This window comes from Paenibacillus sp. FSL R5-0912 (assembly GCF_000758605.1).
GTDB lineage: Bacteria > Bacillota > Bacilli > Paenibacillales > Paenibacillaceae > Paenibacillus_AQ.
In genome coordinates this window covers 4,637,133-4,663,717 of sequence record NZ_CP009282.1, presented here as the reverse complement: position 1 = coordinate 4,663,717, position 26,585 = coordinate 4,637,133, and the positions used below count along the sequence as shown (strand labels likewise).

General features: G+C 50.3%; 23 protein-coding genes. All 23 read left to right on the top strand.

Features of this window, described 5'->3' with window-relative positions:
* Positions 1-65: 65 nt before the first annotated feature.
* On the top strand, positions 66-4,157 hold the full coding sequence (locus tag R50912_RS19740) for a hypothetical protein (protein WP_052416520.1): 4,092 nt from the start codon (positions 66-68) through the stop codon (positions 4,155-4,157).
* Positions 4,158-4,187: 30 nt separating this feature from the next.
* Positions 4,188-4,745, top strand: coding sequence for an SUKH-4 family immunity protein (locus tag R50912_RS19730; protein ID WP_042237271.1), 558 nt, complete (start codon positions 4,188-4,190; stop codon positions 4,743-4,745).
* Between the two features lie 306 nt (positions 4,746-5,051).
* Positions 5,052-6,329, top strand: a complete 1,278-nt coding sequence (locus R50912_RS34280; RefSeq protein WP_231637678.1) for a hypothetical protein — start codon at positions 5,052-5,054, stop codon at positions 6,327-6,329.
* Positions 6,316-6,753, top strand: a complete 438-nt coding sequence (locus tag R50912_RS19720; RefSeq protein ID WP_042237269.1) for an SMI1/KNR4 family protein — start codon at positions 6,316-6,318, stop codon at positions 6,751-6,753. The genes R50912_RS34280 and R50912_RS19720 overlap by 14 nt, the downstream gene beginning before the upstream one ends.
* Positions 6,754-6,937: 184 nt before the next feature.
* A complete protein-coding gene (locus R50912_RS35945) occupies positions 6,938-7,753 on the top strand; it encodes an HNH endonuclease family protein (RefSeq protein WP_052416518.1) in 816 nt (271 codons plus the stop codon).
* A gap of 1 nt (position 7,754) precedes the next feature.
* A complete protein-coding gene (locus tag R50912_RS33390; protein WP_052416516.1) occupies positions 7,755-8,363 on the top strand; it encodes an SMI1/KNR4 family protein in 609 nt (202 codons plus the stop codon).
* A gap of 178 nt (positions 8,364-8,541) precedes the next feature.
* Positions 8,542-8,733 carry a hypothetical protein gene (locus tag R50912_RS19705; RefSeq protein ID WP_156123203.1) on the top strand — a complete coding sequence of 64 codons (192 nt, stop codon included), beginning with the start codon at positions 8,542-8,544 and terminating at the stop codon, positions 8,731-8,733.
* A gap of 120 nt (positions 8,734-8,853) precedes the next feature.
* Positions 8,854-10,788 carry an HNH endonuclease domain-containing protein gene (locus R50912_RS35055; protein ID WP_052416509.1) on the top strand — a complete coding sequence of 645 codons (1,935 nt, stop codon included), beginning with the start codon at positions 8,854-8,856 and terminating at the stop codon, positions 10,786-10,788.
* A gap of 58 nt (positions 10,789-10,846) precedes the next feature.
* Complete coding sequence (locus R50912_RS19690; protein ID WP_042237268.1) at positions 10,847-11,518, top strand: hypothetical protein; 672 nt, start codon at positions 10,847-10,849, stop codon at positions 11,516-11,518.
* Positions 11,519-11,817: 299 nt separating this feature from the next.
* Positions 11,818-14,229: an ATP-binding protein gene (locus R50912_RS19685; RefSeq protein WP_042237267.1), complete on the top strand. Its 2,412-nt coding sequence runs from the start codon at positions 11,818-11,820 to the stop codon at positions 14,227-14,229.
* Positions 14,230-14,231: 2 nt separating this feature from the next.
* Positions 14,232-14,804: a Pvc16 family protein gene (locus R50912_RS19680; RefSeq protein WP_042237266.1), complete on the top strand. Its 573-nt coding sequence runs from the start codon at positions 14,232-14,234 to the stop codon at positions 14,802-14,804.
* Positions 14,805-15,014: 210 nt separating this feature from the next.
* Positions 15,015-16,553: a phage tail sheath family protein gene (locus R50912_RS19675; protein WP_042237265.1), complete on the top strand. Its 1,539-nt coding sequence runs from the start codon at positions 15,015-15,017 to the stop codon at positions 16,551-16,553.
* A 23-nt stretch (positions 16,554-16,576) separates the two neighbouring features.
* Positions 16,577-17,020 carry a phage tail protein gene (locus R50912_RS19670; RefSeq protein ID WP_019910188.1) on the top strand — a complete coding sequence of 148 codons (444 nt, stop codon included), beginning with the start codon at positions 16,577-16,579 and terminating at the stop codon, positions 17,018-17,020.
* A 140-nt stretch (positions 17,021-17,160) separates the two neighbouring features.
* Complete coding sequence (locus R50912_RS19665; RefSeq protein WP_042237263.1) at positions 17,161-17,529, top strand: hypothetical protein; 369 nt, start codon at positions 17,161-17,163, stop codon at positions 17,527-17,529.
* Positions 17,526-17,711 carry a DUF6760 family protein gene (locus tag R50912_RS36480; RefSeq protein WP_081956574.1) on the top strand — a complete coding sequence of 62 codons (186 nt, stop codon included), beginning with the start codon at positions 17,526-17,528 and terminating at the stop codon, positions 17,709-17,711. Before R50912_RS19665 ends, R50912_RS36480 begins: the two co-directional genes overlap by 4 nt.
* 9 nt (positions 17,712-17,720) lie before the next feature.
* Positions 17,721-18,197 carry a phage tail protein gene (locus R50912_RS19660; protein ID WP_042237262.1) on the top strand — a complete coding sequence of 159 codons (477 nt, stop codon included), beginning with the start codon at positions 17,721-17,723 and terminating at the stop codon, positions 18,195-18,197.
* Complete coding sequence (locus R50912_RS19655) at positions 18,197-19,747, top strand: hypothetical protein (RefSeq protein ID WP_042237261.1); 1,551 nt, start codon at positions 18,197-18,199, stop codon at positions 19,745-19,747. Before R50912_RS19660 ends, R50912_RS19655 begins: the two co-directional genes overlap by 1 nt.
* Complete coding sequence (locus tag R50912_RS19650) at positions 19,747-20,358, top strand: CIS tube protein (protein WP_042237260.1); 612 nt, start codon at positions 19,747-19,749, stop codon at positions 20,356-20,358. The genes R50912_RS19655 and R50912_RS19650 overlap by 1 nt, the downstream gene beginning before the upstream one ends.
* A 12-nt stretch (positions 20,359-20,370) precedes the next feature.
* A complete protein-coding gene (locus R50912_RS19645; protein WP_042237259.1) occupies positions 20,371-21,414 on the top strand; it encodes a phage late control D family protein in 1,044 nt (347 codons plus the stop codon).
* Complete coding sequence (locus tag R50912_RS19640) at positions 21,411-22,133, top strand: phage baseplate assembly protein V (RefSeq protein ID WP_042237257.1); 723 nt, start codon at positions 21,411-21,413, stop codon at positions 22,131-22,133. The genes R50912_RS19645 and R50912_RS19640 overlap by 4 nt, the downstream gene beginning before the upstream one ends.
* A 16-nt stretch (positions 22,134-22,149) precedes the next feature.
* Positions 22,150-22,545, top strand: coding sequence for a PAAR domain-containing protein (locus tag R50912_RS19635; RefSeq protein WP_042237255.1), 396 nt, complete (start codon positions 22,150-22,152; stop codon positions 22,543-22,545).
* A gap of 3 nt (positions 22,546-22,548) precedes the next feature.
* Entirely contained in the window at positions 22,549-22,944 is a 396-nt protein-coding gene (locus tag R50912_RS19630; protein WP_042237252.1) for a GPW/gp25 family protein, read from the top strand.
* Positions 22,944-26,582, top strand: a complete 3,639-nt coding sequence (locus R50912_RS19625) for a putative baseplate assembly protein (protein WP_042237251.1) — start codon at positions 22,944-22,946, stop codon at positions 26,580-26,582. Before R50912_RS19630 ends, R50912_RS19625 begins: the two co-directional genes overlap by 1 nt.
* The last annotated feature ends 3 nt before the right edge of the window (positions 26,583-26,585 follow it).

Sequence of the window (26,585 nt, the reverse complement as noted above, 5' to 3'; positions counted from 1 at the left end):
TGTAAAAAACGCTATGGATTTTACTTTATCTGTAGGATCGATTTTTTACAGAGGGGGGACTCCATTTGCAGACCCAAGCAACCGTGAGCAAGGACAAAGAGAAAACACCCGGCGGTCATAAACCATACAGCAATCCGCAGGTATTCGTACGGCCGGCAGCTGCGAAGCAACCGGACCCGGTTGAGATCATCAGGCGTGTTCGCCAGAATCCGTCTTCCTTAAGCCGTGAAGACAAACTGGCGCTTCAGCGTACCCTGGGCAACCGCGCCGTGGTTCAATTGTTATCCAGCCTGAAGGATAGCCGGAAGGCAGAGGGGAAGGAAGAGAAATCTGCCGGGACCACACCCGCTGAACAAGGGCAGGGAAGTCCGGAGAATTCGCAGGTTGACCGGGAGCCGGTTCTGCCGGAACCTGTTCAAGAGCAAAGACCGGCTCCGGCGCAAGCAGAGGTGCAGCAAGTCAGCCCAGAGCCAGAACCGAAGACGGAGGACAAGGCGGAATCGAATCATCAAACAGCGGGAAGTGATGTCTCCCAAGAGCGGGTTAAACCCTCAGCTGGAGGGACTTCTGCCGGAACTGGAGTCAGCAAGGGGAGATTAGCACCGGGTCAGCCGGACGGAAAAGCGAAGGCCGCTGCTCCCCGGCAGGTGGAGGCAAAGACGGCTCCGCAAGGGAAAGAAGCTGAAACAGAACAGCCTGCAGAAGCCAAGGTGGCTATGAATGCCAAGGAGGCGACAGCGCCGAAGGCCGATAAGGAAACGAAGCCCGCCAATGAAGCCAAAGAGGGCAAGGGAGAATCCACACAGAAGGGAGCTGCGAAGGAGCCTTCGCTGGGAGCGGCACTGGGCGCTTTGGCAGGGGAGGGGAAGGAAGAGCCGGCTAAGGCCAAGAAGGTGACCATCCACGGGGAAGATCCGGGGCAAATTCTAGATCAGCTGACACAGGTTCAGCCCACTGAGCTGGGGGATGCCTATGCCCAGGCTGTGAATGTATCCGCAGGAGCGTTCGCGAAGCAGAAGCAGAAGACCAAACAGGGGATGCCTGCAGTTCCTGCACCGACAGGGCTGAAGGGAAAAGTGCTGCAAGCCCGGAAAAAGCCGGGGATGCTGAAGCATGCTGTTCCGGAAGGGTTCAAAAGTGAACGCACCGGCGGAGCCGCGCTTGCGGGTAATCTGAACCAAATGAACATCGGATCTTCCGGCCCGGAAGGTAATCCTGAGGCCATTATGGGCGAAATCCGTTCTGCGGCGGCTCAGCCGCCGGGCATCAGCCTTACCGGCGAGGCAGATCCTTCCCAGCTTGAGGGCTTTAACCAGGAGGCCTCCCGCGAGGTGGGAGCAGCGAAGCAGGCCGAGATGGGTCAGATTAACCATCCCTTTGGTGAGAATGACATCTATCCCGAGCCGGACGGTTCCACGCTGAAGTCCTCAGCAGAGCTGCAAGGCGGAGCCGCACCCGCAGCCAAGAAGCTGCCGGTACTGGGATTGCCTGCGGATATGACTGCGGGTCTGAATCACAGCCTTGCGCCGGAAATGAAGAAGCAGCTTGGCTCCAAGCAGGCTGAATACAGCAAGGAAAAGGAGAAGTTCGACACCAAGGTACAGCTCTCCAAAGCAGACAGCCATGCGCAAATTCAGCAGGCGGAAGCCGATGCCAGGAACAAGCAGCTGAGCCAGCAGGCCGGGGCAAAGTCGGAAGTGGATAACCTCAGGGGCGAATGGAAAAGTGAGCTGGATGCAGCTGAAGCCGACTATGCCGGACAGGCCGGAGCGGCAGCACAGCAGAAAAAGGGCGAAATTAACAGCGTCCGGACGGAAAAAGAGCGTGAGGCACAGAAGAAGCAGTCCGAAGCTGAACGGGAAGCCACGCAGGCCTACAGCAAAGCCAAGAAGGAGGCAGACGGGAAGCACGAGGAGGAAAAGGCAAAGGAAGAGAAAAAAGGCGGCTTCCTGGGCTGGGTGAAGGACAAGCTTGAGGCGGTTGTCAATATAGTCAAGAAAGCGGTCAACTTCATTTTCGAGGGTCTTCGAAAAGCGGTCAAGTTTATTTTTGAAAAGGCCAAACAGGCGGTGCTGGGTATTATTGAACTGGGCCGCAAGCTGATTACCACCCTCATCAAGGGACTGGGTACGCTGCTTAAGAAGCTGGTATCGGTGGTATTTACCAAGTTCCCAGGCATAGCCGCCAAAATATGCAGTAAAATTGACGGAGTCGTCAACAAGGCCATTAAGGCCGTAAACCAGCTGGCACAGAAGCTCAAAACCAAAGTCACACAGGTCATGGATTTCCTGGCCGCCAAGGTGGACCAGGCTCTGGCTGCGGTGCAGAACTTCTATACCAAGCTGATCTCAACGTTAGGCAACCTGCTCATTGCTACTTTTCTGGATGTGCTCGCCCGGATCGGGGCGCTCGGCAAGGCAGCGAAGCGTTCCTTCAGCCACCTGGAAGGCAAGATGTGGGAGTATCTGCTCGGTGTAGACATCTCCAAGCCTATGGGGGCAGCAGCGGCAGAAGGCGGAGCTGTAGAGGAAGCGGGTCCGACTGCGGAAGAGAAGCTTACCGCAGAAGATATCGAGATGGAGTCGGTGGAAGAAGGCGAGATGGACCCTGCACTGGTGCAGGAAGCGAACCTTAAGGACGGGGAAACCAAGCAGCTCTCAGGCAGCCGCGACCCGGCTACGATGGACAGCATCATGGCAGAATTCGACACCGGAAAAGCAGAACAAAGTCTCGGCGGGAAAATTGCCGACGGTGCGAAGCTTCGTGCGAACAATGCGAAAATGTTGTTTGACCAGATTAAAGGATTTGTAATAAAATGGATGAAGAGTAACGGATTGAAGCTTTTGGCTGCAGTCATCGGTATATTGGCTGGAGTTGTAGTAGCGGAGATTGTTACCGGCGGAGCGATCACGGCGGCACTTCCGATGATTATCAACATGATCACCGTGTACCTGCAAGCGGATGCGATTAAGTCCGTCGCCGAGACTCTTGTCCAAGCCTCCGGTTATATCGGCACCTATCTGAGCCAGGGCTGGCAGAAGATGATTGAGCCTGCGGCCATTGCGCTCGCAACCGCGCTTGCGATGGGACTCGTTGAGCTGGCTATGGAGCTGGGCTTCAAGGCCATCGGAGCAGGGCTCAATAAGGCCGGAAAAGCTGCGAAGAAGGGGATCGGAGCCGCGGCTACGGGAGTCAAGAACGCAGCAGGTGCAGGAGCTAAGGGCATCAAGAGCTTGCTGAAATCCGGAGCCAAGCTTGCTTCCAAGAGCGGCAGCATGATGATCCGTAATGGTAAAATCGTGATCAAGAGCCTGCAAAAGGGGCTCATGAAGGGGGCCAAAAAGCTCCAGGGTCTGGTTGACCGGATTCTGCAGAAGTTCAAGTTCAAGAAGTTCAAGCTGGAGCGCAAGGGTAAGCATATCCGTCTATATGGCGAGGTTAATCCTTGGGTGCTGCTGGCTGACGGTACTATAGAAGAAGTAGAAAATCTCGATGGGAGAAAAGCAGGGATTAGTACTAAGGCTGAGTTGGACAAACTTAGCGGTTTGAATACTTCTGAGAGAATAGATGTTTATAATTCTGCAGTAGCTAAAAAAGACGGTAAAATTGATTTTGATAGTATTAACAGTACAGGGAATCTTCCAAGAGAAACGGTCAACAAGATTGACTATAGCAACATCAGAGCATACCGTGATGTCGATGTTGAGAAAATTCCGATTGAATACAGAGCGGATCCTAAACTTGTTTCAGAAATGAATTATAAAGGAAAAGGAAAGAGTGGAACAAATTCGGCAGGCTGGGAACGAGATGCTTCAAAACATTTTAATGAAATTCTAGAAAAATATCCTGAAGTTCTAAGCAAAGAGAATGTTGATAGAATTCAAGATGGATTAGTACCATTAGTAGACGATGAATTTATTAAACATTTTCCTCAATATAAAGATTATAAAGGTGATAAGCTTATTCATCATCATATTGGTGGAGGCGGACAAGCCGCAGCTGTTCCGCAATCGTTGCATAAAGGGTTTGGTGGTATACACAATTTTGAGAAAATGAATAATATAAGAGGTAATGACCCTTTGTCTGAAATTGGTAGAGTATTTACATCTGGTTCACAGTCAACATCAACTCGGAAATTGCCAAAAAAGAGGAAATGAAAATATAATAAGCCTAGCGGAGGTGCATAAATGATTACAGCAAAAGATTTTTTGGATAAATGGAAAAAGGAAACCTATGGGCTAGTTAGCTTTGATGAAAAAATTATAGAGTTGTTTTCATTATCAAGGGAAACTAAGGATTTTTTGAGTAAAGCAGGTTTGCCAGACTCCTCTCCCCCATTTCTAACTTTCGAATCTTCTGCTAACGGTGGTGGAGTAAGGTTGACTGAAAAATATGAGAATGCTGAAGAAGAATATTCAAAGTTCATATATGTTGGATTTACTGGTAACGGAGATCCTATATGTATCGATGAGGAGAACGACGAGGTTTTATATTTTGATAATGAAAACGATAATGAGGAGATATTTATAAATTCCTCGATTTCGCAGTTGGCAGAATCAATGATTGCATATGTTGATTTTATTGAAAAGATAAAAGATGTAAATGGGAAAAAGGCATTTCTTGAAAGAAATGCAACACAAGATTTGTTAGCTTGGATTGCTAACAGACTTGAGAAAATAGATTCTGATTCGCTTATTCAAGGAAGTTTCTGGGAAGAAGAATTGAGCAATTACAATAAACTGTGATAAATGCTTTGAACCACCAATTATATCAACATAATACTTATGAGAATTAAATAGTATTTATTCAAAAACCTTGTTGGCTAATAACTTTCAAGGTTTTTCTATTCTCTAAAAGCCTAACTGGTTTTGCTGGGTATTACTAAACAGGACCGCAAAGTGATCAATAATCAAATCAAAGGGCTGGGCGCGCTGCTTAAAAAAAGCTGGTGTCGGTTGTATTTGCCAAGTTCCCTGGCATAACCGCCAAAATATGCAGCGAAAAATTTGACGGAGTCGTCGACAAGGCTATTGATCAGCTGGCGCGCAAACTTGTTTGACCAGATTAAATCATTTGTAATAAAATGGATGAAGAGTAACGGATTGAAGCTTTTGGCTGCAGTCATCGGTATATTGGCTGGAGTTGTAGTAGCGGAGATTGTTACCGGCGGAGCGATCACGGCGGCACTTCCGATGATTATCAACATGATCACCGTGTACCTGCAAGCAGATGCGATTAAGTCCGTCGCCGAGACTCTTGTCCAAGCCTCCGGTTATATCGGCACCTATCTGAGCCAGGGCTGGCAGAAGATGATTGAGCCTGCGGCCATTGCGCTCGCAACCGCGCTTGCGATGGGACTCGTTGAGCTGGCTATGGAGCTGGGCTTCAAGGCCATCGGAGCAGGGCTCAATAAGGCCGGAAAAGCTGCGAAGAAGGGGATCGGAGCCGCGGCTACGGGAGTCAAGAACGCAGCAGGTGCAGGAGCTAAGGGCATCAAGAGCTTGCTGAAATCCGGAGCCAAGCTTGCTTCCAAGAGCGGCAGCATGATTATCCGTAATGGTAAAATCGTGATCAAGAGCCTGCAAAAGGGGCTCATGAAGGGGGCCAAAAAGCTCCAGGGTCTGGTTGACAGGATTCTGCAGAAGTTCAAGAAGTTCAAGCTGGAGCGCAAGGGTAAGCATATCCGTCTATATGGCGAGGTTAATCCTTGGGTGCTGCTGATCGACGGAAAGATGAAGGACGTCGACCAACAAAAGTTGAAGCAGCTTGAAGATGCTGGAAAGAAACCTATCAGACTCAGCGATGCCGAATATAGTGAACTTAAAAAACTAAAAGAAGAAGAGCTGAAAACTATCTCCAAGATGGCAGATGGAGATAAAAGTAAGATTAATTTTGAAAACTTAAAAGAAACTAATTTTATATTATTTAATAAAACACATGAAGAAGCTCTACCAAGACCAAGAGGAAGGGGACCGAATGGCGGTAAACTGGAATCACATCATGGCTTACAAGGATTATGGGCAAAAGAGAACCTAGAGCAGTATGGCTATAAGTATAACAAAGCGCCCACAGTAACTATAGAAACCAATAAAAAATTACCGCATACTGAGATCACAAATAGACAAAATGAGAGAAGAGATGCAAGAGTTGCTGAAAAACTGGGAAAGTGGAGCACAACTCTGCAACAAGAGCTGCAAAATACTTTAAAGGATTTTAAAGCTGCGGGATTCACTAGAGAAACAATAGAAAAGGTAATGGAACAGCAATATAAAATGTTGGAAAAGCTTAAAGTACCTTTCGAAAGGATTGATCTAGATGAGTATTTTTGAGGAAATAAGTTCAATGTATTCAATAGATAGCAGAGAATCTCCTGCAGAAAAGGAAGAAATCAGCAAACTTCTTAATTATTCCACTATTGAGGTTCCTTTTGACTATATTGAATTTATAAGTATCGCTACCGAAGTAGAAATTAAAGTGAAAGAAAAAATGTATATCCGAATATGGGGTCCGGTGGATTGCATTGAGATGAACGAAGCTTATCATATACAAAAATATATTCCAAGATCACTTGCGATCGGAGATGATGAAGGAGGTAATGTGATTATATATTTGGAAGGAGAAGGTGGTTTGGGTTTGTATATGGTAGGGTTTGGTGACTTGGATATTAATGATGCTGTGAAAGTAGCACCTACCCTTAGAGATCTTCTAGTAGACAATATTGGTATTGAAGTGATAATGAGCGGATATGTGTAACACCGAGTCTTCAGATAAAATAAGTATTTTCAAAAAGATAGTTAATAAACAGGCCAGTCCGGAGCATAATCATCGGACTAGCCTGTTTTATCTTCCTTTTCTTCTTGAAATCCCTTCCCAAAACGCATTTTAAATATGAACGAGAAAATATAGAGCAGGTGCAGGAGCTAAGGGCATCAAGAGCTTGCTGAAATCCGGAGCCAAGCTTGCTTCCAAGAGCGGCAGCATGATTATACGTAATGGTAAAATCGTGATCAAGAGCCTGCAAAAGGGGTTCATGAAGGGGGCCAAAAAGCTCCAGGGTCTGGTTGACCGGATTCTGCAGAAGTTCAAGTTCAAGAAGTTCAAGCTGGTGCGCAAGGGTAAGCATATCCGTCTATATGGCGAGGTTAATCCTTGGGTGCTGCTGATTGACGGAAAGATGAAGGACGTCAATGAGAAACAATTGGAGAAGCTTGAGCTTAAAGGGAAGAAACCGATTTCTTTAAGTGATGCAGAGTATGAAAAAATCAGTACACTGAAAAATAAAGAGCGAGCATATATCGCTAAGAATGCAGACGGAGATAAGAGTAAGATAAATTTTGATGATCTTCAGGATCTAGAGAATCCACTAACTAGGTTGCCAAGAACGAATGGAAAATGGGAAGGAGAACCGGGTAATGGAAAATGGTATTCTGATAACAGTGATGCTTTAAGCGTTACTGGTGGCAGCCCAGTGGAATTTAACAACAATAGACCTGTTTTTTCTCCTTGGTCTAGAGGAAAGTTGAAGTTTAAGCCAGGACAACTTGATGGTTCAGATAATGATTTCAAATTAGTATATGAAAGCCTTATGAAAAGCAAAGGTTTCAGTAGTGGAACCCAGGCTAAAAACTGGTTGAGAAAAGAAGGCTTGACTCCCCATCATTTGGATCACGATACTATTGAATTGATACCTACCAAACTGCATAAGCATATTCCACACGTAGGTTCAGCATCAGATTTAAGAGGAGGTTACTAAATTGGAAAGCAGCATTAGAAACGAAATAATTAATTTACTAACTAAATTAGGTGTCGAAAAGTCTAGTATTATTACTGATAATTCAAGAAGTCAAGCTTTATTAGAGTTTGAGAAGAGGTATGCTTTCACTTTTCCAGAAGAGTATAAAGAATTTCTGTTGAGTTTCGATGAAGTGTTTTTTGACAATATGATAGTTTTCAAACCTGTTGAAGCATCACCATTGACTAAAAGTGATGGACAACAATACTTTGATGGTTTCTATGGACTCGATGGCCTCTCCGAACAAATAGAGAGTTATGAGGAAAGGATACCCCATAATTTAATCCCTATTGGTGAATGTCCAGGTGGGAATTTAATTTGCTTAGGAGTAAAGGACGCTACAATTGGTAAGATTTATTTCTGGAACCATGAAAATGAATTTACGGCTAAATTAATTCTTGGAAAAGATTCAGGAATAAATGATATAGACAATTATTGGGATAATATGTATTGTGCGGCAAATGGATTTATAGAATTTTTGATTAATATGAATATCAGTCAGGATACTATTGAAAGTGGAGATATTGGGGATGTAGAAATATGGTTAGATGATGATTTACTAAAAGATTAGTCGGTAGATTCCATTAACGGTTAGTCGTACCAGCTAACCGTTAATATGTATTTTGGCTACTTAATTATGCGCTGTTGATAAAATAAGGATGGTGTTCAAAAAATATTGTAGGAAAATGATATTTTAACTATCCTTACGAAGGAAAGACACTTCGAATTATACGGTTCGGATGCTAACATTGGGCAGGATAGTTTTAGTTGATTTTATTGAAAAGATAAAAGATGTAAATGGAAAAAAGGCATTTCTTGAAAGAAATGCAACAAAAGATTCGTTATCTTGGATTGCTAACATATATGAGAAGATAGATTCTGATTCGCTTATTCAAGGAAGTTTCTGGGAAGAAGAATTGAGCAACTACAATAAACAGTGATTAATGCTTGAACCTCAATTGAATCAAGATAATACTTATGGATTAAATAGTATTTATTCTAAAAACCTTGTTGGTTAATAACTTTCAAGGTTTTTTATTTTCTAAAAAGCCAAACAGGCCGTGCTGGGTATTATTGAACTGGGCCGCAAGCTGATTACCACCCTGATCAAGGGGCTGGGTGCGCTGCTTAAAAAGCTGGTGTCGGTTGTCTTTGCCAAGTTCCCTGGTATAGCCGCCAAAATATGCAGCAAAATTGACGGAGTCGTCGACAAGGCCATTAAGGCCGTCAATCAACTGGCGCAAAAGCTCAAAACAAAAGTCACTCAGGTCATGGACTTCCTGGCCGCCAAGGTGGATCAGGCACTGGCAGCGGTACAGAACTTCTATACCAAGCTGATCTCCACGTTAGGCAACCTGTTCATTGCCACTTTTCTTGATGTGCTTGCCCGGATTGGGGCGCTCGGCAAGGCGGCGAAGCGTTCGCTCAGCCACCTGGAAGGCAAGATGTGGGAATATCTGCTCGGTGTAGACATCTCCAAGCCTATGGGGGCCGCAGCGGCAGAAGGCGAAGCGGTAGAAGAAGCGGGTCCGGCTGCAGAAGAGAAGCTTACCGCAGAAGATATCGAGATGGAGTCGGTGGAAGAAGGCGAGATGGACCCGGCGCTGGTGCAGGAAGCGAATCTCAAGGACGGGGAAACCAAGGAGCTCTCAGGCAGCCGCGACCCGGCTACGATGGACAGCATCCTGGCAGAATTCGACACCGGAAAAGAGAATCAAAGCCTTGGCGGGAAAATTGCCGACGGTGCGAAGCTTCGTGCGAACAATGCGAAAATGTTGTTTGACCAGATTAAATCATTTGTAATAAAATGGATGAAGGCCCATGGATTACAGCTCCTGGCAGCCGTAGCGGGAATATTGGTTACCGTTGGCGCTGCTCTAGTCATCACTGGTGGATCTATTTCCGTTCTGATTGGCCCCATTATTAATGCGATCACTGTTCTGATGGAAGCTCAGGCCATTGTTTCTGTCGCGCAGACCTTAGCGCAAGCCTCCGTGCAGGTGGGCACTTACCTGGTTCAGGGCTGGCAGAAGATGATTGAACCTGCTGCTATCGCACTGGCAACGGCCATGGCTATGGGGTTGGTCGAGCTAGCCATGGCGCTTGGGATGAAGGGACTTGGCAAAGGGCTCAATAAGGCGGGCACAGCCCTTAAGAAGGGCAGCACCTCAACAGCCAAAAAAGGTGTGAAGGCAGCAGCCGGAGCAGGAACCAAGGGCATCAAGGGCCTTTTGAAAAGCGGAGCCAACCTGGTCTCCAAGACCGGCAGCATGATTATCCGTAATGGTAAAATCGTGATCAAGAGCCTGAAGAAAGGGCTCATGAAGGGGGCCAAAAAGCTCCAGGATCTGGTTGGCCGGATTCTGCAGAAGTTCAAGTTTAAGAAGTTCAAGCTGGTGCGCAAAGGTAAGCATATCCGTCTATACGGCGAGGTTAATCCTTGGGTGCTGCTGGCTGACGGTACTATAGAAGAAGTAGAAAATCTCGATGGAAGAAAAGCAGGAATTAGTACTCAGGCTGAGTATGACAAAATCAAGAGCTTGAAGGCTTCTGAGAGAAAAGAAGTCTACAATAAAGCAGTAGCAAAAGAAGACGGTAAAATTGATTTTGATAGTATTGCGGACACGGTTAAAGATAAACCTCAAAAACCAAAAAAACATCAAGCAGAGAAGATAAGCACTCTTCAATCTGGTAATGGACCTTATTCACATATTCAAGATTCCAAGTATGTAGGTTCTGGGAAGGATTTTACTCCGGCTCAAAAGAAAAAGATAATTGAAGAGAATATGAAAAAAAATGGAGGCGTTGTTAAGTCTGATGATACAAGCGAATTACTAACCAAACCCCAAAAAAGCAAGAAAGGCGTTACACCTGATCCTAATGAATGGCAAATAGATCATATTATTCCAAGGGATAAAGGTGGCTCTAACAGTTATAGTAATGCTCAAGTTTTATCTAGAAAAGCAAATAGAGAAAAATCCAATAAATTACCCTAAGACTTTTGATAAACTTAGAAAGACAATACCAACAACTTAACCGAAAAGGAGAAACATAATGAAACCATTAATATTAAATAATCAATTAAATAAAAGCATTCTATGGAGAGGTTGTATACTTGCATCTATAGCTCATGCAATAATGGTTGCTCACTATCCAGAATTATCATACGAGCATTCATGGGATGGAGAAAACTATAGTGTTGTTGATGGTTCGGGAGGAAGAGGCACTATTTCCTTCATAGATAAATATTTAGTTGGGGCATTTCGAAATGACAACGTTACACGAACAGATATCTCTAAAGCAATTGATTTTTTTATAGATGCACCAAAGGAAGTTCTTGAGATAGCTAAAAATGAAACTTTAGAATACCTTCTTAAAGAAGGTGAAAATGGTACAGCCTTCCCATCTATTACAACTGCATTTTGGGGTGATAATGATACATTTACTTCAATTGATAATATTGTCAAACTAGTTCAATGTGGTGGTTATTTAATAGAAAGGCAGTTAATGAAGAGTGACTATGCAATTGAATCTTGGCGAGATTATTATGAGATGACTTCTGAGCAGGTTGAATTGCTAATCGCCATATATGATAGAAAAGTTAATAATCCTGATGAAAAAATCACGTTAACAATAAGGGAGATTGAAATAATTGGAGCAGAAGATTCCGAAGGTCTGAGTGAAAGTATGGCTTCATTTGAGGAAATCGGAGTATACTGGACATAATAAACTGGTCATATTACTTTCCATTCCTAAAATATATTATTACTAATAATACGTATAAAAAAACAGGTTAATTATGGTAAGTTCTCCCACTGTAATTGATCTGTTTTTTTGTTATAATCGTTTTCTTGCGGTTTTTTAAAATTTAATCACAACTGAAAAATGCACACTCCACGTGCTTTCATTTTCAGCTATCCTTCTGACAAAAAACTCCCGTAAATCATTTCACCCAGTTGTAATCCCCCTCCCCAAACTTACTTTATATATGAACGAGAAAATATAGAGTGAGGACATAACTGCCGATGAAATTCAAAAAATTGGCCAGAACCTTTCGACAGGAACCGCCGGAAACGAAGTGTGCGGAACACGGAGTTGTAACTGCTCCGGATCAATTGAGGTCTGCCACTGATTTAAGCCATGCAGCATGTTCAATTGCTGCTCCTGAGCTGGCAGACGCAGCAGCATCTGCTCATTCCGGTGGCGAACCAGCGACGGCCTGTACTCCTGCTCCCGAACCCGGGCGCAGCGAAGCTGCTCCGCCCTACAGCTCCAACCACGAGCATCTGGCAGATGAGCTGCAGCTGCTGGAGCTCCGGCTTAAGCTAAGGCTGCTTGAGGCACCGCAGCATGGTGCAGAGCTGGCGCTGGTAGACGAAGAGATCCGAAGTCTGCTGGATGTCCAGCCTGAGGATGAGCGCTACCTCAATCTCCTGACAGCGGAAATCGCTCATCTGGAACGGCAAATTGCTGCCCGGCTGGAGGCCAGCTACGGGCTATCTTCCGGGCAGCCGCCCGGTGAGGGTCCCCGGCTGATGCTCCCGCAGGTGGCTTCCGCGCTCAAGCTGTCGGGACTGGAGGTAAGCATACTTGTCGCTTGTCTTGCACTTGAACTGGACCGGAAGTATGAACGTATCTACGCCTACCTGCAGAATGATATGTCGGATAAGCGCCTTTCGGTAGATCTTGTCCTGCAATTATTCACCGGGACGGAGGAAGAGCGGCTTAGTGCCCGCCTGCTGTTCGATGCAAATTCACCGCTCATGAAGTTTCTGCTGGAGCGGTCAGGGGATTACGGCGACTGCCGCATTCCGCTGATCGCCCGGCCGCTGAAGCTGGAGGACTGGGCGGTGAATCTGCTGCTTGGTTATGAGGTATTGGACGAGCGCTTGACGAAGGCGGCGAGCCTGAGCCTTGTGCCGCTTCCGCTGCAGACTGGCTTTCCGGCAGAGCTGGAGCACAGGCTGCTGCGGTTTGTGAAGTATTACAGCAGCGGGGAGCCGCGTAGCCCCAGCAGCCTGCTGTACTGCAGCGGCCCGGATGAAGCCGGGAAACTAAGCGGCATCCGTGGGGTCTGCGGCAAGCTGGGGACCTCTGTACTGGTTGCCGACATGGGCAAGCTGCTGCTTCCTGAGGTGAATTTCAGCGACATGCTGAGACTGCTTGGACGGCATGCGTTGCTGCATAATGCGGCTCTTTGCTTCACCGGCTTCGACAGTGCAGTGACAGAGGATGACCGTTATAGCCTTCAGGTCCGGCTTTTGGTAGATATGCTGGCAGCCTGTTCGCCTCTGACGTTTATCCTTGGAGAAGCGCAGTGGGGGATCAGCTTGACCGGGGTTCCACTGAATTTCATGCCCTTCGACTTGCCCTTTCCGGATGCATCCGCCCGGAAGACGGCATGGACTGCCCTGGGGCAGGACTACAGGCTGTCTCCGCAGATTGAGCTGGATGACTTCAGCGGAAGCTTCCGTTTCACTTCCAGTCAAATCCGGGATGCGCTGAACGGCGGCGAGAATATCGCCGTCTGGAATGGTTCCAGGGAGGTTGAGATTAGCGCCAAGGACCTGTACCAAGCGTGTTACTTCCAGTCCAGCCGCAAGATTCAGGCGCTGGCGACGAAGATCCGGGCCATGTATACCTGGGACATGCTGGTGCTTCCCGGCGAGCAGCTGAGCCAGCTTGAGGAAATCTGCCGTCAGGTGAAATACCGGGCGCTGGTCTATGGGGAATGGGGCTTTGCCGGACGGCTGTCCCTTGGCAGAGGGCTGAACATCCTGTTCTCCGGGCCGCCCGGCTCCGGGAAGACAATGGCAGCTGAGGTCATTGCGACAGAGCTGAATCTGGAAATCTACAAGATCGATGTCTCGCAGATTGTGAGCAAGTATATCGGGGAGACCGAGAAGAATCTGTCGCGGATTTTTGACGAAGCGGAGACCTCGAACGCCATTCTCTTCTTCGATGAAGCGGATGCCTTGTTCGGCAAACGCTCAGAGGTCAAGGATGCGCATGACCGGTATGCGAATGTGGAGATCAGCTATCTGCTGCAGAAGATGGAGGAATATACGGGGATCGTCATTCTGGCGACCAATCTGAATCAGAATCTGGACGATGCCTTTGCACGCAGACTGCATTTCAAGCTGGAATTCCCGTTTCCGGAGAAGCAGCAGCGCGGACTCATCTGGCGGGGGATGTTCCCGGGGGGCGCGCCGCTTGCTCCGGATGTGGATTACGATTTCATGGCGGAGAAGTTCATTCTCGCCGGCGGCAACATCAAGAACATTGCCTTGAATGCGGCCTTTTATGCTGCGCACGAGGGCTGTTCCATTGGGATGAAGCAGATTATGCTGGCTGCCAAGCGGGAATATCTCAAGCTGGGCAAAACTTTTTTGCAGTCGGATTATGCTCCCTACCACACACTGATTGAGGTGAAATAGGCATGGCCGTGGATACCGGTACGGTAATAAGAGATGTCAGCACCAGCCTGAAGACGCTGTTGAAGGCAAATGTGCCTGAGCTGAACGACGACAGCTTCATCAGCTTCGGCTCACCCAGCGACATTGACAGCTCAACGATGAAGCTCTCGATGTGCTTGTATTATTTGAGCCATAGCCCGAGCATGCGCAACAGTGAGAAGGAAGAGATCGGCGGCACGAACGAGTTCCTGTATCCGCCGGCTTATCTGGATTTGTACTATCTGCTCACACCGTATGCCAAGGACAGGGAAACGGAGCAGCTTATTCTGGGCAGAATCTTTCAGCTGTTCCATGAGCATCCGGTGCTCAGCGGCACTGACCTGAAGGGCAATCTCGCCGAATGCGGCAACGAGAAGATCCGGATCTCCTACAACAATCTGACGATTCAGGATATCAAGCAGCTGTGGGAGGTTTTTCCGGGAAAGCCTGCGAAGGTGAGCCTGTCCTATCTGGTGTCACCGGTAAGACTGCCGGCGGATAAGACGATCATGATTCCAAGGGTTGAAGTTAAGGAGCTGGGGATTCATCCCATGTAGACAGACTGGCCCTGACTTCTTCTTTGAAAGGAGTGATTCATGGAGGGAAATCGTTGCAAGGCACCCATAACCGCGGATGATCCGCAAAACCCGGCTGCTGCTTCCATTGAAGCAGAAGCTAACAAAACTTAAGTGAATGCTTCCGAAGCGAGTTTTGTACGAAGCATGTCACAGAAGCAGAAGCTAACAAAACTTTTAGGAGGGTAAGAGATGGCAAATTATTTATCGCCAGGCGTGTACGTAGAGGAAGTCTCAAGCGGTGTCAAGCCGATTGCCGGTGTAGGCACATCTGTAGGGGCGTTCGTGGGGATCGCAGAGAAAGGCGTGATCGGCAAAGCGGTACTCGTCACAAACTGGAGCCAATTCGTCAATGAATTCGGCCAATTTATCCCGAATGGCTATCTGGCTTATGCCGTGTACAGCTTTTTCGCGGAAGGAGGAACCTCCTGCTACGTGGTAAGAGCCGCTTCCAACGATATCCGGCCTGCATCGCTTACAGTCAGAGATACAGATAACCTGGATCTCTTCAAGGTGATTGCACGCTCGGAAGGGGATTGGGGTAACCGGATCTCTGTGAAGATCAGCCCGTCCTCCAATAAGCAGCAGTTTGGCTTCAAGATGGTGGTCCAGTATATGCTGGACAGCGATTTTGATGATGAATACACCGGGGAAGACGAGGACGGCAAAATCGTCGAAATCTTCGATAATATGCTGCTGATCAATTTCGAGGAGAAGGTGAATCAGGTTTCCGCGTTTGTCAGCGTGAAGCCGCTGGTCGATCTGACCATTCTCGAAAATATGGAAAAGACACCAGCCTTCAATGAAACAGCCCTGTCGCTCGGCGGCGGTGTGAACGGGATGTCTCCGATTGATTTCCTGGGCGACTCGGTCACCCGGGCGGGCATCCATGCCTTTGATACGATTGACGGCATCAACATTGTGGCTGCGCCGGACCTTGCGGATATGGCCTACAGCCGGGGCACGATTCTGGACATGCTGAACTACTGCAAGCTGAGAAAAGACTGTATCTTCATCGTTGACCCTCCGCATGGGCTGAACCCGCAGGAGGTCAAGGATTTCAAGGAAGGCGCAGGCGAATACTCGGGGAATTCGTTCAACACCTCTTATGGAGCCCTCTATTATCCATGGGTCTACATTAACGATCCGCTCACAGGCAAGCAGAAGCTTGTTCCGCCGTCAGGCGCTATCGCCGGTACGTATGCTTACGTCGATTCCATGCGCGGTGTCCACAAAGCACCGGCAGGCACCACGGACGGCTATCTGGATTCCGTAGTCGGCATTGAGAAGATCATCACCAAAGCGGAGCAGGGACTGCTCAATCCGGACGGTATCAACGTCATCCGCTCCCTGCCGGAAGGCATTTGCGTCTGGGGGGCCAGAACGCTGTCCTCCGATTCCGAATGGAATTACGTCAACGTCCGGCGCCTGATGATGTACATTGAGGAATCGCTGGATGAGGGCAGCCAGTGGGTGGTATTCGAACCGAATGATCCAAGCCTCTGGGGCAAGGTGAAACGCAACCTTACAGCCTTCCTGACCCGTGTCTGGAGAGACGGCGCACTCTATGGAACTACACAGGAAGAAGCCTTTTTCGTCAAAGTGGACGAAGAGAACAATCCTCCTGCCGTGCGGGATGCAGGCCAGCTGATTATTGAAGTCGGCGTGGCACCGGTCAAGCCTGCTGAATTCGTAGTCATCCGGGTCAGCCAGAAGACCCTGTCCAAATAAGAGATTGAGAGGAGATTTATCCTATGGCAACCGGCAAAAGATTGGATCCGTACCGCAATTACCGCTTCCGGGTCGTGATTGACGGTATTCAAACCGCAGCATTCGCTGATGCAACCATTCCGGACACCTCCACAGAAGCTGTGGATTACCGCGAGGGCATCGATGCTCCGCATGCACGCAAGCTGTCCGGATTGACCAAATTCGGGAACATCACCTTGAAAAAAGGTCTGACCGACTCCCTGGAGCTCTACAACTGGCGCAAGTCGATTGAAGACAAGGGTGCGCTGAAGAACCGCAAGAGCTTGTCGATCATCCTGGTGGATGAAGAAGGCAATGACAAGGCGCAGTGGGATATCCTCGAAGCCTGGCCGATCAAGTACGATGTCAGCGCGCTTAGCGCCAAAGGGAATGAGGTTTCCGTCGAATCGATGGAGCTGGTGCATGAAGGCGTACGCAGAGTGAAATAGCTTTTCCGCTCACCGTTACCTTGAATTTGATGCAATACGCCAAAACATGAGATGGTCGGTATGGGAATCAAATTCATTGCCGGGGATGCCGGAAGAAAGCGAAGGCACAAGAATGTTCTGAAGAAGAAGCGAGGGAGATCATGGAACTCTTACAAACCGAATTCAGCTTTACCCTTCCCAAGGGCTATGTGGATGAAGCGGGCACCCTGCATAAGCAGGGCACGATGCGACTGGCAACCGCTGCAGATGAAATTACACCGCTCCGGGATTCCCGGGTCCAGCAGAATCCTGCCTATCTGACAGTGATCCTGCTCTCCAGGGTAGTAACCAGCCTGGGCGGGCTTGGCATGATTACACCGAGAGTGATCGAGGAATTGTATACGTCGGACTTTGCTTATTTGCAGGAGTTGTATAACCGGATTAACCAGAACGGAACGAATTCAGTTCATGCGAAATGCCCCAAATGCGAGCAGCCGTTTGAGCTTGAACTGGAGTCGCCGGGGGAATAGTCGGCTACCCCCTTGACCGCCTCTACGAGGAGGTAGCCTTTCTAACCTACTATCTCCATTGGGACTATACAGCTGTGCTGAACCTGGAGCACCCGGAACGGGAGCGATGGTGCAGCGAAGTCAGCAAAATCAACCAAAGGCTGAGTGGCGGGGAAGAGAAGAAGAACTTCTTTGAGGCTTAGGAGGATAACATGAAGGCAAATATGCTAAATATCGGTGCGAAAAGCAATTGGACCCCCGGTTACAGGGAAGATCCCTATCTTGCCTTTAACTTTATAGTGGAGATTGACGGGATCTCCGTCGCCGGCTTCTCCGAGGTCTCGGGACTCAGTATTGAGACCCAGGTGGAGCGTAAAACCTTCGGCGGTGAGAACCATAAGGAATTTGTTTTCCTTGGACAGACCAAATACTCGGATCTGACCTTGAAGAACGGGGTCACGAACGATGAATATCTGTGGAATTGGTATCAGAATGTGGTGAATGGAGTAGTCAAACGGCGCAGCGGGTCCATCTGTCTGCTGGATCATTCCGGCACGCCCAAGGTGTGGTGGAACTTCATCGAAGCTTGTCCCATCAAATGGGAAGGGCCGGCGTTCAGCGCCAGCAGCAGCGCGGTGGCTGTGGAGAGTCTGGTTCTGACTCATAACGGGCTGTACAGGTACCGGTAATGAATCAGAGCCTTCGGACAACGGCTTCGGCTGCGAACCGGAAGCCACTGGATTTCATCCAGGCCATTCTGGAGAAGTACGGCATGACTAGGTGGCGGAGCAGGCTTCAGAACCTGATCCTGCGGCAATATCCGCTTCTGTTCGCGGAGCCGGAAGCCCTGCAGCCTGCAGACACGGTTATTAACAACATCTATCCTGTCAAGCAAACCTACATTCATCATTCAGTCTATTCCCCCTTAACGCAGGGGCGGAAGGACCCGGGAACGGTAAGCCGCATTGTGCTTGTTACTCAGGGCAGCCGTGAAGCTGCGGGCAGCAATCCGTCTTCATATCCTGGACAATATAATAGTGTACGGAACGGAGTTCACTCCGCAGCGGGGCGGCTTACCTCCATACAGGTATTACAGGAGAGAGTCCGGAAGCAGCAAAGTAATAAACATCCGGTAACAACGATATATCGCACTGAAAATATAGCTAAGAGTACGGTGGAACCTGTAAGTCCTCAGAGGGCTGAAAGAGATCAGGCGCGGACGGAAGCTCCCCCCTCGCGGCAGCATCATCTGCCGGTGGCGGCAGTGGCTACAGCGGGAAGTAATCTGGCAATGCGGGCTACAGGAAACAGGCTCCAGACTGATACCGGAGCTTCACGGCAGCGTGAATCCCTTACGGTCAAGGCTGCACAGGAAGTCCGTCACCAGCTTCAGCTGCTGCGGACCTATAGCTTGTACAAAGAGGCCGCTCATGGATTTCCGAATCAGCCCTTGAGGCAGAAGCCCGGACAGGAGGCAGGCCATGAACAGCTGGCCGACCCTCCGGCAATGGCACTGAAGCCTAAACATGAGGCAGTCCCTGGATCGTCCGGGACAGCTGTGGAAGCACAGTATAGCACTCCATCCCTGATCTTCAGGCCAAATCCGGATTCGCATTCCTTGGCAGGCTCTATGCTTCACTTGGGGCTAGGACAGAAGCTGACGGCTGCGCTGGAGAAGCTGGAGAGCAGTCAGGTACTCCTGACTCCGCTGCCTGCTGGACTAGTAGCGGTGTACCGGAGGCAACAGCCTTCCTTGCGGACCCTTCTGAATCTTGGGATTTCGTCAGATTCCCAGTTCATGGTCCGGCAGGCTGCTTCCGCACCATTAACTGGGGCTGCGAAGCCGGGTTATCCGGGAGTGAAGCTATCCGCTGCGCCGGAGTCCGCCTTGTTCTACACCCCCAAGGCGCAGGCATTGCCGTCTTCTTCGCAGAGAAGAAGATCTGCAGGCAGTCTCATGAGTGCCGGCCCTGAGCATGAAGAGTACCTTAAGCCCGCAGGCAGCAGCAATCTGGTTCTGCGGAAGCCTGAAGCACCCAAGGCTGCCCGGCCGGAGCCGGTTCAGCAGCACATGGAACGGAGGCTTCCGGAAGAGACTGTGCTGCTTCCATCCCAGGTCTTCACCAAGGCAGCCCCAGCAGCAATGGATGCTGCAGAACTGAACCTGCTGGCCGAAAGGGTCTATCAGGTGCTTGAGAAGAAATTGGCGATTCGCAAGGATCGGAGGGGGCTTAGATAATGGCGGAGAAAGCGAAAATTATTCCCGTGGATATTCCCATAGGACCCATTGAGGTCATGTTCAACCCCAACGAGTACACCGTTTCATTCGAGGGGAAATATACCGGGGATAAGAACAACAAGCAATTTCAAATCACTGAAACACCGGAGCTGAAGGTGTCCTTATTCTATGATACTTATGAGCAGCGCACGGATGTGCGCAAGAAGACCAAGCAGCTAACCTCGCTGCTTGACCCCAAGGTAAGCGGAAAGAGTACGAAAAAGCCGCCGAAATGCAGGTTCGTCTGGGGCGGCTTCACCTACCTTGGCCTTCTCAGCAAGATTGAGCAGAAGTTCACGATGTTTATGGATAACGGCACACCGGTCCGCTCACTGCTCGATGTAACCTTCATTACAGATGAGTCGGACAAAACTGTGGAAGACAGCATGGGTCTTAATGCCTGCCGGAAGCTATGGGTTGTGAAAAGCGGCGACAGGCTCGACCTCATTGCGAATGAGGCGCTGAAGGAGCCCCTGGCGTGGCGCAGGATTGCCGAGCTGAACCGGATTGTCAATCCGATCGGCTTTCCTGGAAAAAATGATATCGGGAGAACCTTGGTCATCCCGGATTAAGGCGGGGATTGCATGGGCACCAGTGTAGCGAATTACAAGATTGAGCTGAACGGGAGCAAGCTGTCCGCTGAGCTGACAGCGGCGGTGGAAGGAGTCACGCTGGAGGATGAGATCAATCTGCCGGCTGTTTTCTCCATCCAGATGAATATGGTGAATTCCGGAAGCGGCATGTGGCGGGGAACGGATCTGGCGAGCATCAAGCCGGGAGACCAATTGAAGCTGTCGCTTGGACTCGACAAGCCTGAGCCGATGATCAGCGGGGAGATTACCTCACTTGATCTGAATTTCGCGGAGCATTCCGTCCTGGACATCCGCGGGTATGACCTGCTGCACAGGCTGCGTATGGGAACGAGAAGCAAAGCTTTTCTGAAGAAGAAGGACAGCGATATTGCTTCGGAAATCGCCAAGGAGCATGGACTGACCCCGGTAGTGGATGATACGGGGACTGTGTACCCTTACCTGTTCCAGAATAATCAGAGCAATTACGAATTTCTGCTGGAACGGGCGGCCATGCTCGATTATGAGCTCTACGTGGCCGACAAGAAGCTGTATTTCGTCAAATCCCGGTCTGTGAAAGCCCCGGCCCTGCCGGAGATGAGCTTCAAGAAGGACTTCGAACGGCTGAATCTGGAGCTGAGAGCTCTTACCCGGGGAAGCACGGTGAAGGTCAAGGGCTGGGATGTGAAGGAGAAGAAGGAGCTGGAGGCCAGCGCTAAGAGCGGAGACGAGACGACCAAGATGGGCGGACAGCAAGACGGCTTCTCCTTGAGCGCCAAGGCCATCGGGGAATCGCCGATCGCCATTATGGCGGAGAATCTGCTGGATATGAATGAGGCCAAGCGGCTTGCTTCCGCTGCCTACAACAGCCGCCTGCGTGATTTCATCGCCGGGGAGGGCATGTGCTGGGGGAACCCGCAGCTGCGGGCCGGTCAGACGGTGAAGCTGATGGGCATGGGTGAGCGCTTCAGCGGCATTTATTATGTAGTATCCACGGTTCACAAGATAGATAGCAAGGGCTATACAACGACTTTTAAGGTGAAGAGGACTGGCCTATGAATGAAGGACCTTCAATTACCAATTTTGTCGACAGCATCATTAACGAGGGACGGATCTTCGGTGTGATGGTGGGCATTGTCATCAACAATGATTCTGCGAACCATGCGGATAAGCCCGGCCCCGGACGGGTGAAGGTGAAGATCCCGCTGATGGGGATGCCGGAATCCAACTGGGCCCGTATGGCTTCCTGGATGGCGGGGAAGGAGCGGGGAGCCTTTTGTCTGCCGGAGGTGGACGACGAGGTGCTGGTCGCTTTTGAGAACGGGGATGTCAACCGCCCCTATGTGATCGGGTCCTTGTGGAACGGCAAGGATATCCCGCCGGAGACCAACAAGGACGGTAAGAATAATATCCGTCTGTTCAAATCCCGCAGCGGACACATCCTGCAGTTTGCCGACACCCAGGGAGAAGAGAGCATCACACTCACTTCCGCCAAAGGCCATGTCATCAAGCTGGACGACAAAAGCGGCGCGGAGCAGATACGGATCACCGACAAATCAGGCAAGAACCAAATCGTCGTGGATACCAAAGCGAATAAGCTGTCGTTACTGTCCGGACAGGATATTGTCATTTCCGCACCAAGCGGGAAGCTGTCCCTCTCCGCCAAATCGATTGAAATGAAATCATCGGCAGATACCAAGCTCGAAGCTTCGGCCGGGATGGATGTCAAGGCGGCAGCCAGCCTGAATATCAAAGGGGCTACGGTCAACATCAATTAGAGAGGGGGCTTCATTCATGGGACAGCCTGCAGCGAAAAAAGGCGACCGTATTCTGGCGACCGATACACATATCGTAATGCTTCCGGCCGGATCGGCGCTCGTTCCGACACCCTTGCCCCATCCCTTCACAGGCATACTGGACGGCGCACTTAGCGCAAATGTGAAGATTATGGGCAGGCCGGCAGCTACTGTGGATTCCACGGCCACCAATACACCGGCCCATGTTCCGCAGGGAGGCCCTTTTCAAAAGCCTCCAACCAATCAGGGGAAAATCATTGCCGGAAGCGCATCGGTAAAAATCAACGGGAAAATGGCCGCCAGAAACAGCGATCCGGCGCTGACATGCAATGATCCGGCCGACCTGCCGGCAGGCAAGGTGGTTGCGGCAGGAACGGTCTTAATAGGAGGCTGAGTTATGGAAGTCGTAGATTTTTTGGGACGGGGCTGGAAATATCCCTTCGCTGTCCAGAGGGGGAGCATTAATTCTTCAGATGGAGAAGCTTCCATCCGGGAATCGATCATCATGATCCTGTCAACCGCCCGAGGCGAACGGGTGATGCGGCCGGATTTCGGCTGCAGGCTGAACGAGCTGGTATTCGCGCCGAATACAATGAGCACCGCTACGCTGCTCAGAAGCTATATTGAAGAGGCACTGCAGAACTGGGAGCCGCGGATTGAAGTGGATGATATTACGGTCACTCCCCGCTCGGACCGCTCTGAACTGGAAGTGTCCATTGACTATTCGATCAGGGCCAGTAACAGCAAATATAATCTGGTCTATCCATTCTTCCTTGAAAGTGTGGGGAAATAATGCCAAACAATGTGCCTACCCTAGATAAGCGGGATCAGGAACAGCTGGTTCCGGAGCTTAGACGTTTAATCTACCAGTACTGCCGCAAAGAATGGACAGATTTGCCGGAGCTTACGGCAGACAAGAAGGCGGATGCGCTGGTCCATATCTTTACCGGGATGCTGGGCAAAGTCATCGGCCGGCTGAACAAGGCCCCCGAGAAGAACTTCACCTCCTTTCTGAATCTGATCGGCATTCATCCCACACCACCCAGAGCAGCCAAAGTACCGCTGCTCTTCAAGCTGAAGCCGGATGCGGACAACTTCAGTACCATTCCGGCAGGGACCCGGGTATCGGCCCAGCCCGAGAATCAGCCGGAGGTGATTTTTGAAACCGAGAAGGATTTGACGGTCATCCAGCCGCGGCTGGTCAGGGCCGTGAGTCTTGACCCCGAAGAGGACCAGTGGACCAATCAGGATTATCTGTTTGCTGAGGAGCCCACCGGCCGGAGTGCCAAATTGTTCCGAGGTGATTCGACGGTGGTCCACAGGCTGTACCTGGGACATCCGGAGCTGTTCGGATTCCAGGAAGCGGGCAGCCGTGTGTCGGTATATTTCAACAAGCCGGATGCAGCACTGGCGACAGACGCGAAGAGCCAGCGCGGAGCCCGGGATCTGCTCATGGATATGGACTGGTTCTGCTTCGACGAAGAAGGGAACACCGTGCAGCTGTTCCCTTCAATGGCCGAGTCCGCGGAGGATTCCGCCTGGAGGGCAGTAGTTCAGTTCGATCAGCTGTCCGGAGTGCATGCGAAGACACTTGCCGGATACGAACAGGCGGAGGTTCTGCGGGAATGGCCCGGCAAGTGGATATTTGCCGAGCTGAAGAAGCCTATCACCTCCAGTACTCAGATGCCGGATATCGAAGATATCCGCATCGGGCTGAACGTAGTCAGTCCGCTGCCGCTCGCACCGGATGTTACGGTGAACAACGGTACTCTGCTGGACATGGGCAAGGATTATTATCCTTTCGGGGACAAGCCCAAAGTGAATGACACCTTCTATATCGCCTGCAGCGAAGCCTTCTCCAAGCCGGGTTCCCGGATTACGCTGAAGGTCGAGCTGTCTGAACCGGAGATCAGCAAGCTGCCGGATACGCCGTATGTGAGACTCGGCTGGGAGTACTGGAACGGTAAGGAATGGCTCGCGATCTCCGGCCTGGAAGAGCTGCGAGGCGATGGCACTGCGGGCTCAGAAGACAGAACAGGCAGCGCAGCTACTCTGACTGCCAGTGGAACGCTAAGCTTCGAATGTCCGGGAATCAAGCTGCTGACGCTGGGCGGTGAAGAGCGCTATTGGATTCGTGCCCGCATCACGGGCGGCAATTATGGTGAGGATGCGAAATATGAATACCAGGATGAAGAGGTCAAGCTGGGAGAGGGAAGCATCAATGTCGCCAAGCTGAAGGTTACGCAGGCTTCCTATGCCCCGCCTTCCATCCGGAGGCTCAGCGTTGCCTACAGCTACACGCTGGAGTCGCATCCCCAAACCGTGCTTACAGAGAATAATTTCAGCTTCGCGGACAAGTCGGCGGCATGCCTGGCTGATGGGGTGTATTTTAAGCCCTTCTACCCTTGCGCAGAGCTGGAGCCTGTCTTTTATCTCGGCTTTGACCGTGACATCCGCAATCTGCCGGTCTCGCTCTTTTTTCCGCTAACCGGTGAACAGCTGGGACGTCCGGTTGTTGCCTGGGAGTACTGGGACGGCAGAAGATGGCTGACATTAAGTGTAAATGACGAGATCAGGGGCTTCACCCGCAGGGAGATCCTGCAGTTTGCCTTCCCGGCGGACATCGAGAAGCGGCCGCTGTTCGGAACAGAGCACTATTGGATCCGTGCCCGGCTGGATGAAGGACGTTTTGAGATTGTCCCTCAGGTCGATGCCATAACTACAAATGTGGTATGGGCCCGCAATTCGAATGCTGTAACCGGGGAGATTCCGGGCTCCAGCAATGGTGAAGAGAACCAGAGCTTTCAGCTATCGAAGACGCCTGTGCTCCCCGGGCAGAGCCTCAGTATCCGAGAGGCATCAGGACAAGGGGAATGGGTGCTCTGGGAGGAGGTCGATACCTTTTCGGTATCCGGGCCGGACGGCAGACACTACATGCTGGACAGAAGCAGCGGAACGGTTATTTTCGGGGACGGTAAGAACGGCATGATTCCACAGGCGGGAACGGATAACATCAAGTGCGATTATAAGCATGGCGGCGGAGCATCCGGCAATGTTGCCGCAGGCACCATCACCAAGATATGGGACAGCTACAGCTGGCTGGATTCGGTGACGAACCCCGTAGCGGCGGACGGCGGCTTCGACCAGGAGGAAGCGGAGCAGGCAGAGATCCGCGGGCCGCATACGCTGAAGAGCTGGAACAGAGGCGTAACCGCCGAGGATATGGAATGGCTGGTGCGAGAGGCGATGCCCCAGATTGCCAAGGTGAAATGTCTCAGTGCGATGAACCGTGATCTGGAATTCGTTCCGGGTACAGCAACAATCATTGTAGTGCCGGAGACAGAGGATCCGAAGCCTGTCCCCAGTCAGGAATTGCTGAGTGAAATTGAGTCCTATCTGTGCGAACGGACCTCGGCGGTTCTGAACACAAGCGAACCGGGAATTGAAGTGACAGGTCCGGATTATGTCCGGATCGGGGTAGAGGCAGCCGTTGCGTTCACCTCGGCAGATCAGCGGAAGGTGGCGGAGGGCCGGATTATTGACAACCTGAAGCGGTTTTTTCACCCGCTCTATGGCGGGGACGGAGGTACGGGCTGGGAGCTGGGCCAGAACCTGTATGTGTCCGAGGTCTATGCTGTGATCAAGAATACGCCGGGTGTTGATTATGTATCGGGTATTGCCATCCAGTCTTCGGTTCAGTGCTATACGCTGAAGCTTGAGCCCTTGGAGAACGGTCCGTATAAGCCCCTGGCCTCCTATCCGAAATACAGCGTGGTCCGCTCTGACGACAACTCCATTCAATTTGCGCTGGCAGAGCCGGTGGAGGCCGGGAGCGAAGTGAAGTCACTGGTGCTTAAGGGATTCAAGGAGAATGGAATCATCAGGCTCCGCTACAGAAACTATGAGCCGGTAGAGCTGATTGTCCGCTCCATTAACGGCGACATTCTGGAATGTCAGACCCTGGACGAGGAACCGCTGGAACGGAGCTATCCCGAGGGCAGCGACCTTGAATTCGACATCACCGATGATCTGACGGTCCGCACCTATATTCTGAATGGATTGGACGCGGGTGTGGCTTCCTTTTTTGTCAAAACCGCCGTATTCGAGCAGAAGGATATTGTCTTCCTGAGCCGGACGGATGAGTATGTCAACACGACCCCGCTCAAAATCCATGGAATCAGCAGCGAGAATATTTTCCTGGAAGAGGATGAGCTGATCTGCGGCGGGATGCAGCTGGTGAACAAGCCGGAGGAGCATATCTTTCCCTATCTTATGGATAAGAGTTCAGGCCTGCTCCATGACTTGACCGGGACAACGGCAGACTGCAGGCTGGAAGCCATCCTCAAGGAGGAACGCAAGTATCTGACAGGACTGTCCGGTCTGCCGGAGACGGCGAAGCGGTGTCCGTATTGTTTTCCCTTGGAACAGTAACAT

Bases quoted from the DNA above. Each gene is read 5' to 3' on its own strand.
- R50912_RS19645 (WP_042237259.1), top strand. From the start codon at position 20,371: ATGGGCACCAGTGTAGCGAATTACAAGATTGAGCTGAACGGGAGCAAG.
- R50912_RS19650 (WP_042237260.1), top strand. From the start codon at position 19,747: ATGGCGGAGAAAGCGAAAATTATTCCCGTGGATATTCCCATAGGACCC.
- R50912_RS19655 (WP_042237261.1), top strand. From the start codon at position 18,197: ATGAATCAGAGCCTTCGGACAACGGCTTCGGCTGCGAACCGGAAGCCA.
- R50912_RS19690 (WP_042237268.1), top strand. From the start codon at position 10,847: ATGAAACCATTAATATTAAATAATCAATTAAATAAAAGCATTCTATGG.
- R50912_RS19640 (WP_042237257.1), top strand. From the start codon at position 21,411: ATGAATGAAGGACCTTCAATTACCAATTTTGTCGACAGCATCATTAAC.
- R50912_RS19670 (WP_019910188.1), top strand. From the start codon at position 16,577: ATGGCAACCGGCAAAAGATTGGATCCGTACCGCAATTACCGCTTCCGG.
- R50912_RS19675 (WP_042237265.1), top strand. From the start codon at position 15,015: ATGGCAAATTATTTATCGCCAGGCGTGTACGTAGAGGAAGTCTCAAGC.
- R50912_RS19680 (WP_042237266.1), top strand. From the start codon at position 14,232: ATGGCCGTGGATACCGGTACGGTAATAAGAGATGTCAGCACCAGCCTG.
- R50912_RS19635 (WP_042237255.1), top strand. From the start codon at position 22,150: ATGGGACAGCCTGCAGCGAAAAAAGGCGACCGTATTCTGGCGACCGAT.
- R50912_RS19630 (WP_042237252.1), top strand. From the start codon at position 22,549: ATGGAAGTCGTAGATTTTTTGGGACGGGGCTGGAAATATCCCTTCGCT.
- R50912_RS19665 (WP_042237263.1), top strand. From the start codon at position 17,161: ATGGAACTCTTACAAACCGAATTCAGCTTTACCCTTCCCAAGGGCTAT.
- R50912_RS19625 (WP_042237251.1), top strand. From the start codon at position 22,944: ATGCCAAACAATGTGCCTACCCTAGATAAGCGGGATCAGGAACAGCTG.
- R50912_RS19720 (WP_042237269.1), top strand. From the start codon at position 6,316: ATGAGTATTTTTGAGGAAATAAGTTCAATGTATTCAATAGATAGCAGA.
- R50912_RS19660 (WP_042237262.1), top strand. From the start codon at position 17,721: ATGAAGGCAAATATGCTAAATATCGGTGCGAAAAGCAATTGGACCCCC.
- R50912_RS19685 (WP_042237267.1), top strand. From the start codon at position 11,818: ATGAAATTCAAAAAATTGGCCAGAACCTTTCGACAGGAACCGCCGGAA.
- R50912_RS19730 (WP_042237271.1), top strand. From the start codon at position 4,188: ATGATTACAGCAAAAGATTTTTTGGATAAATGGAAAAAGGAAACCTAT.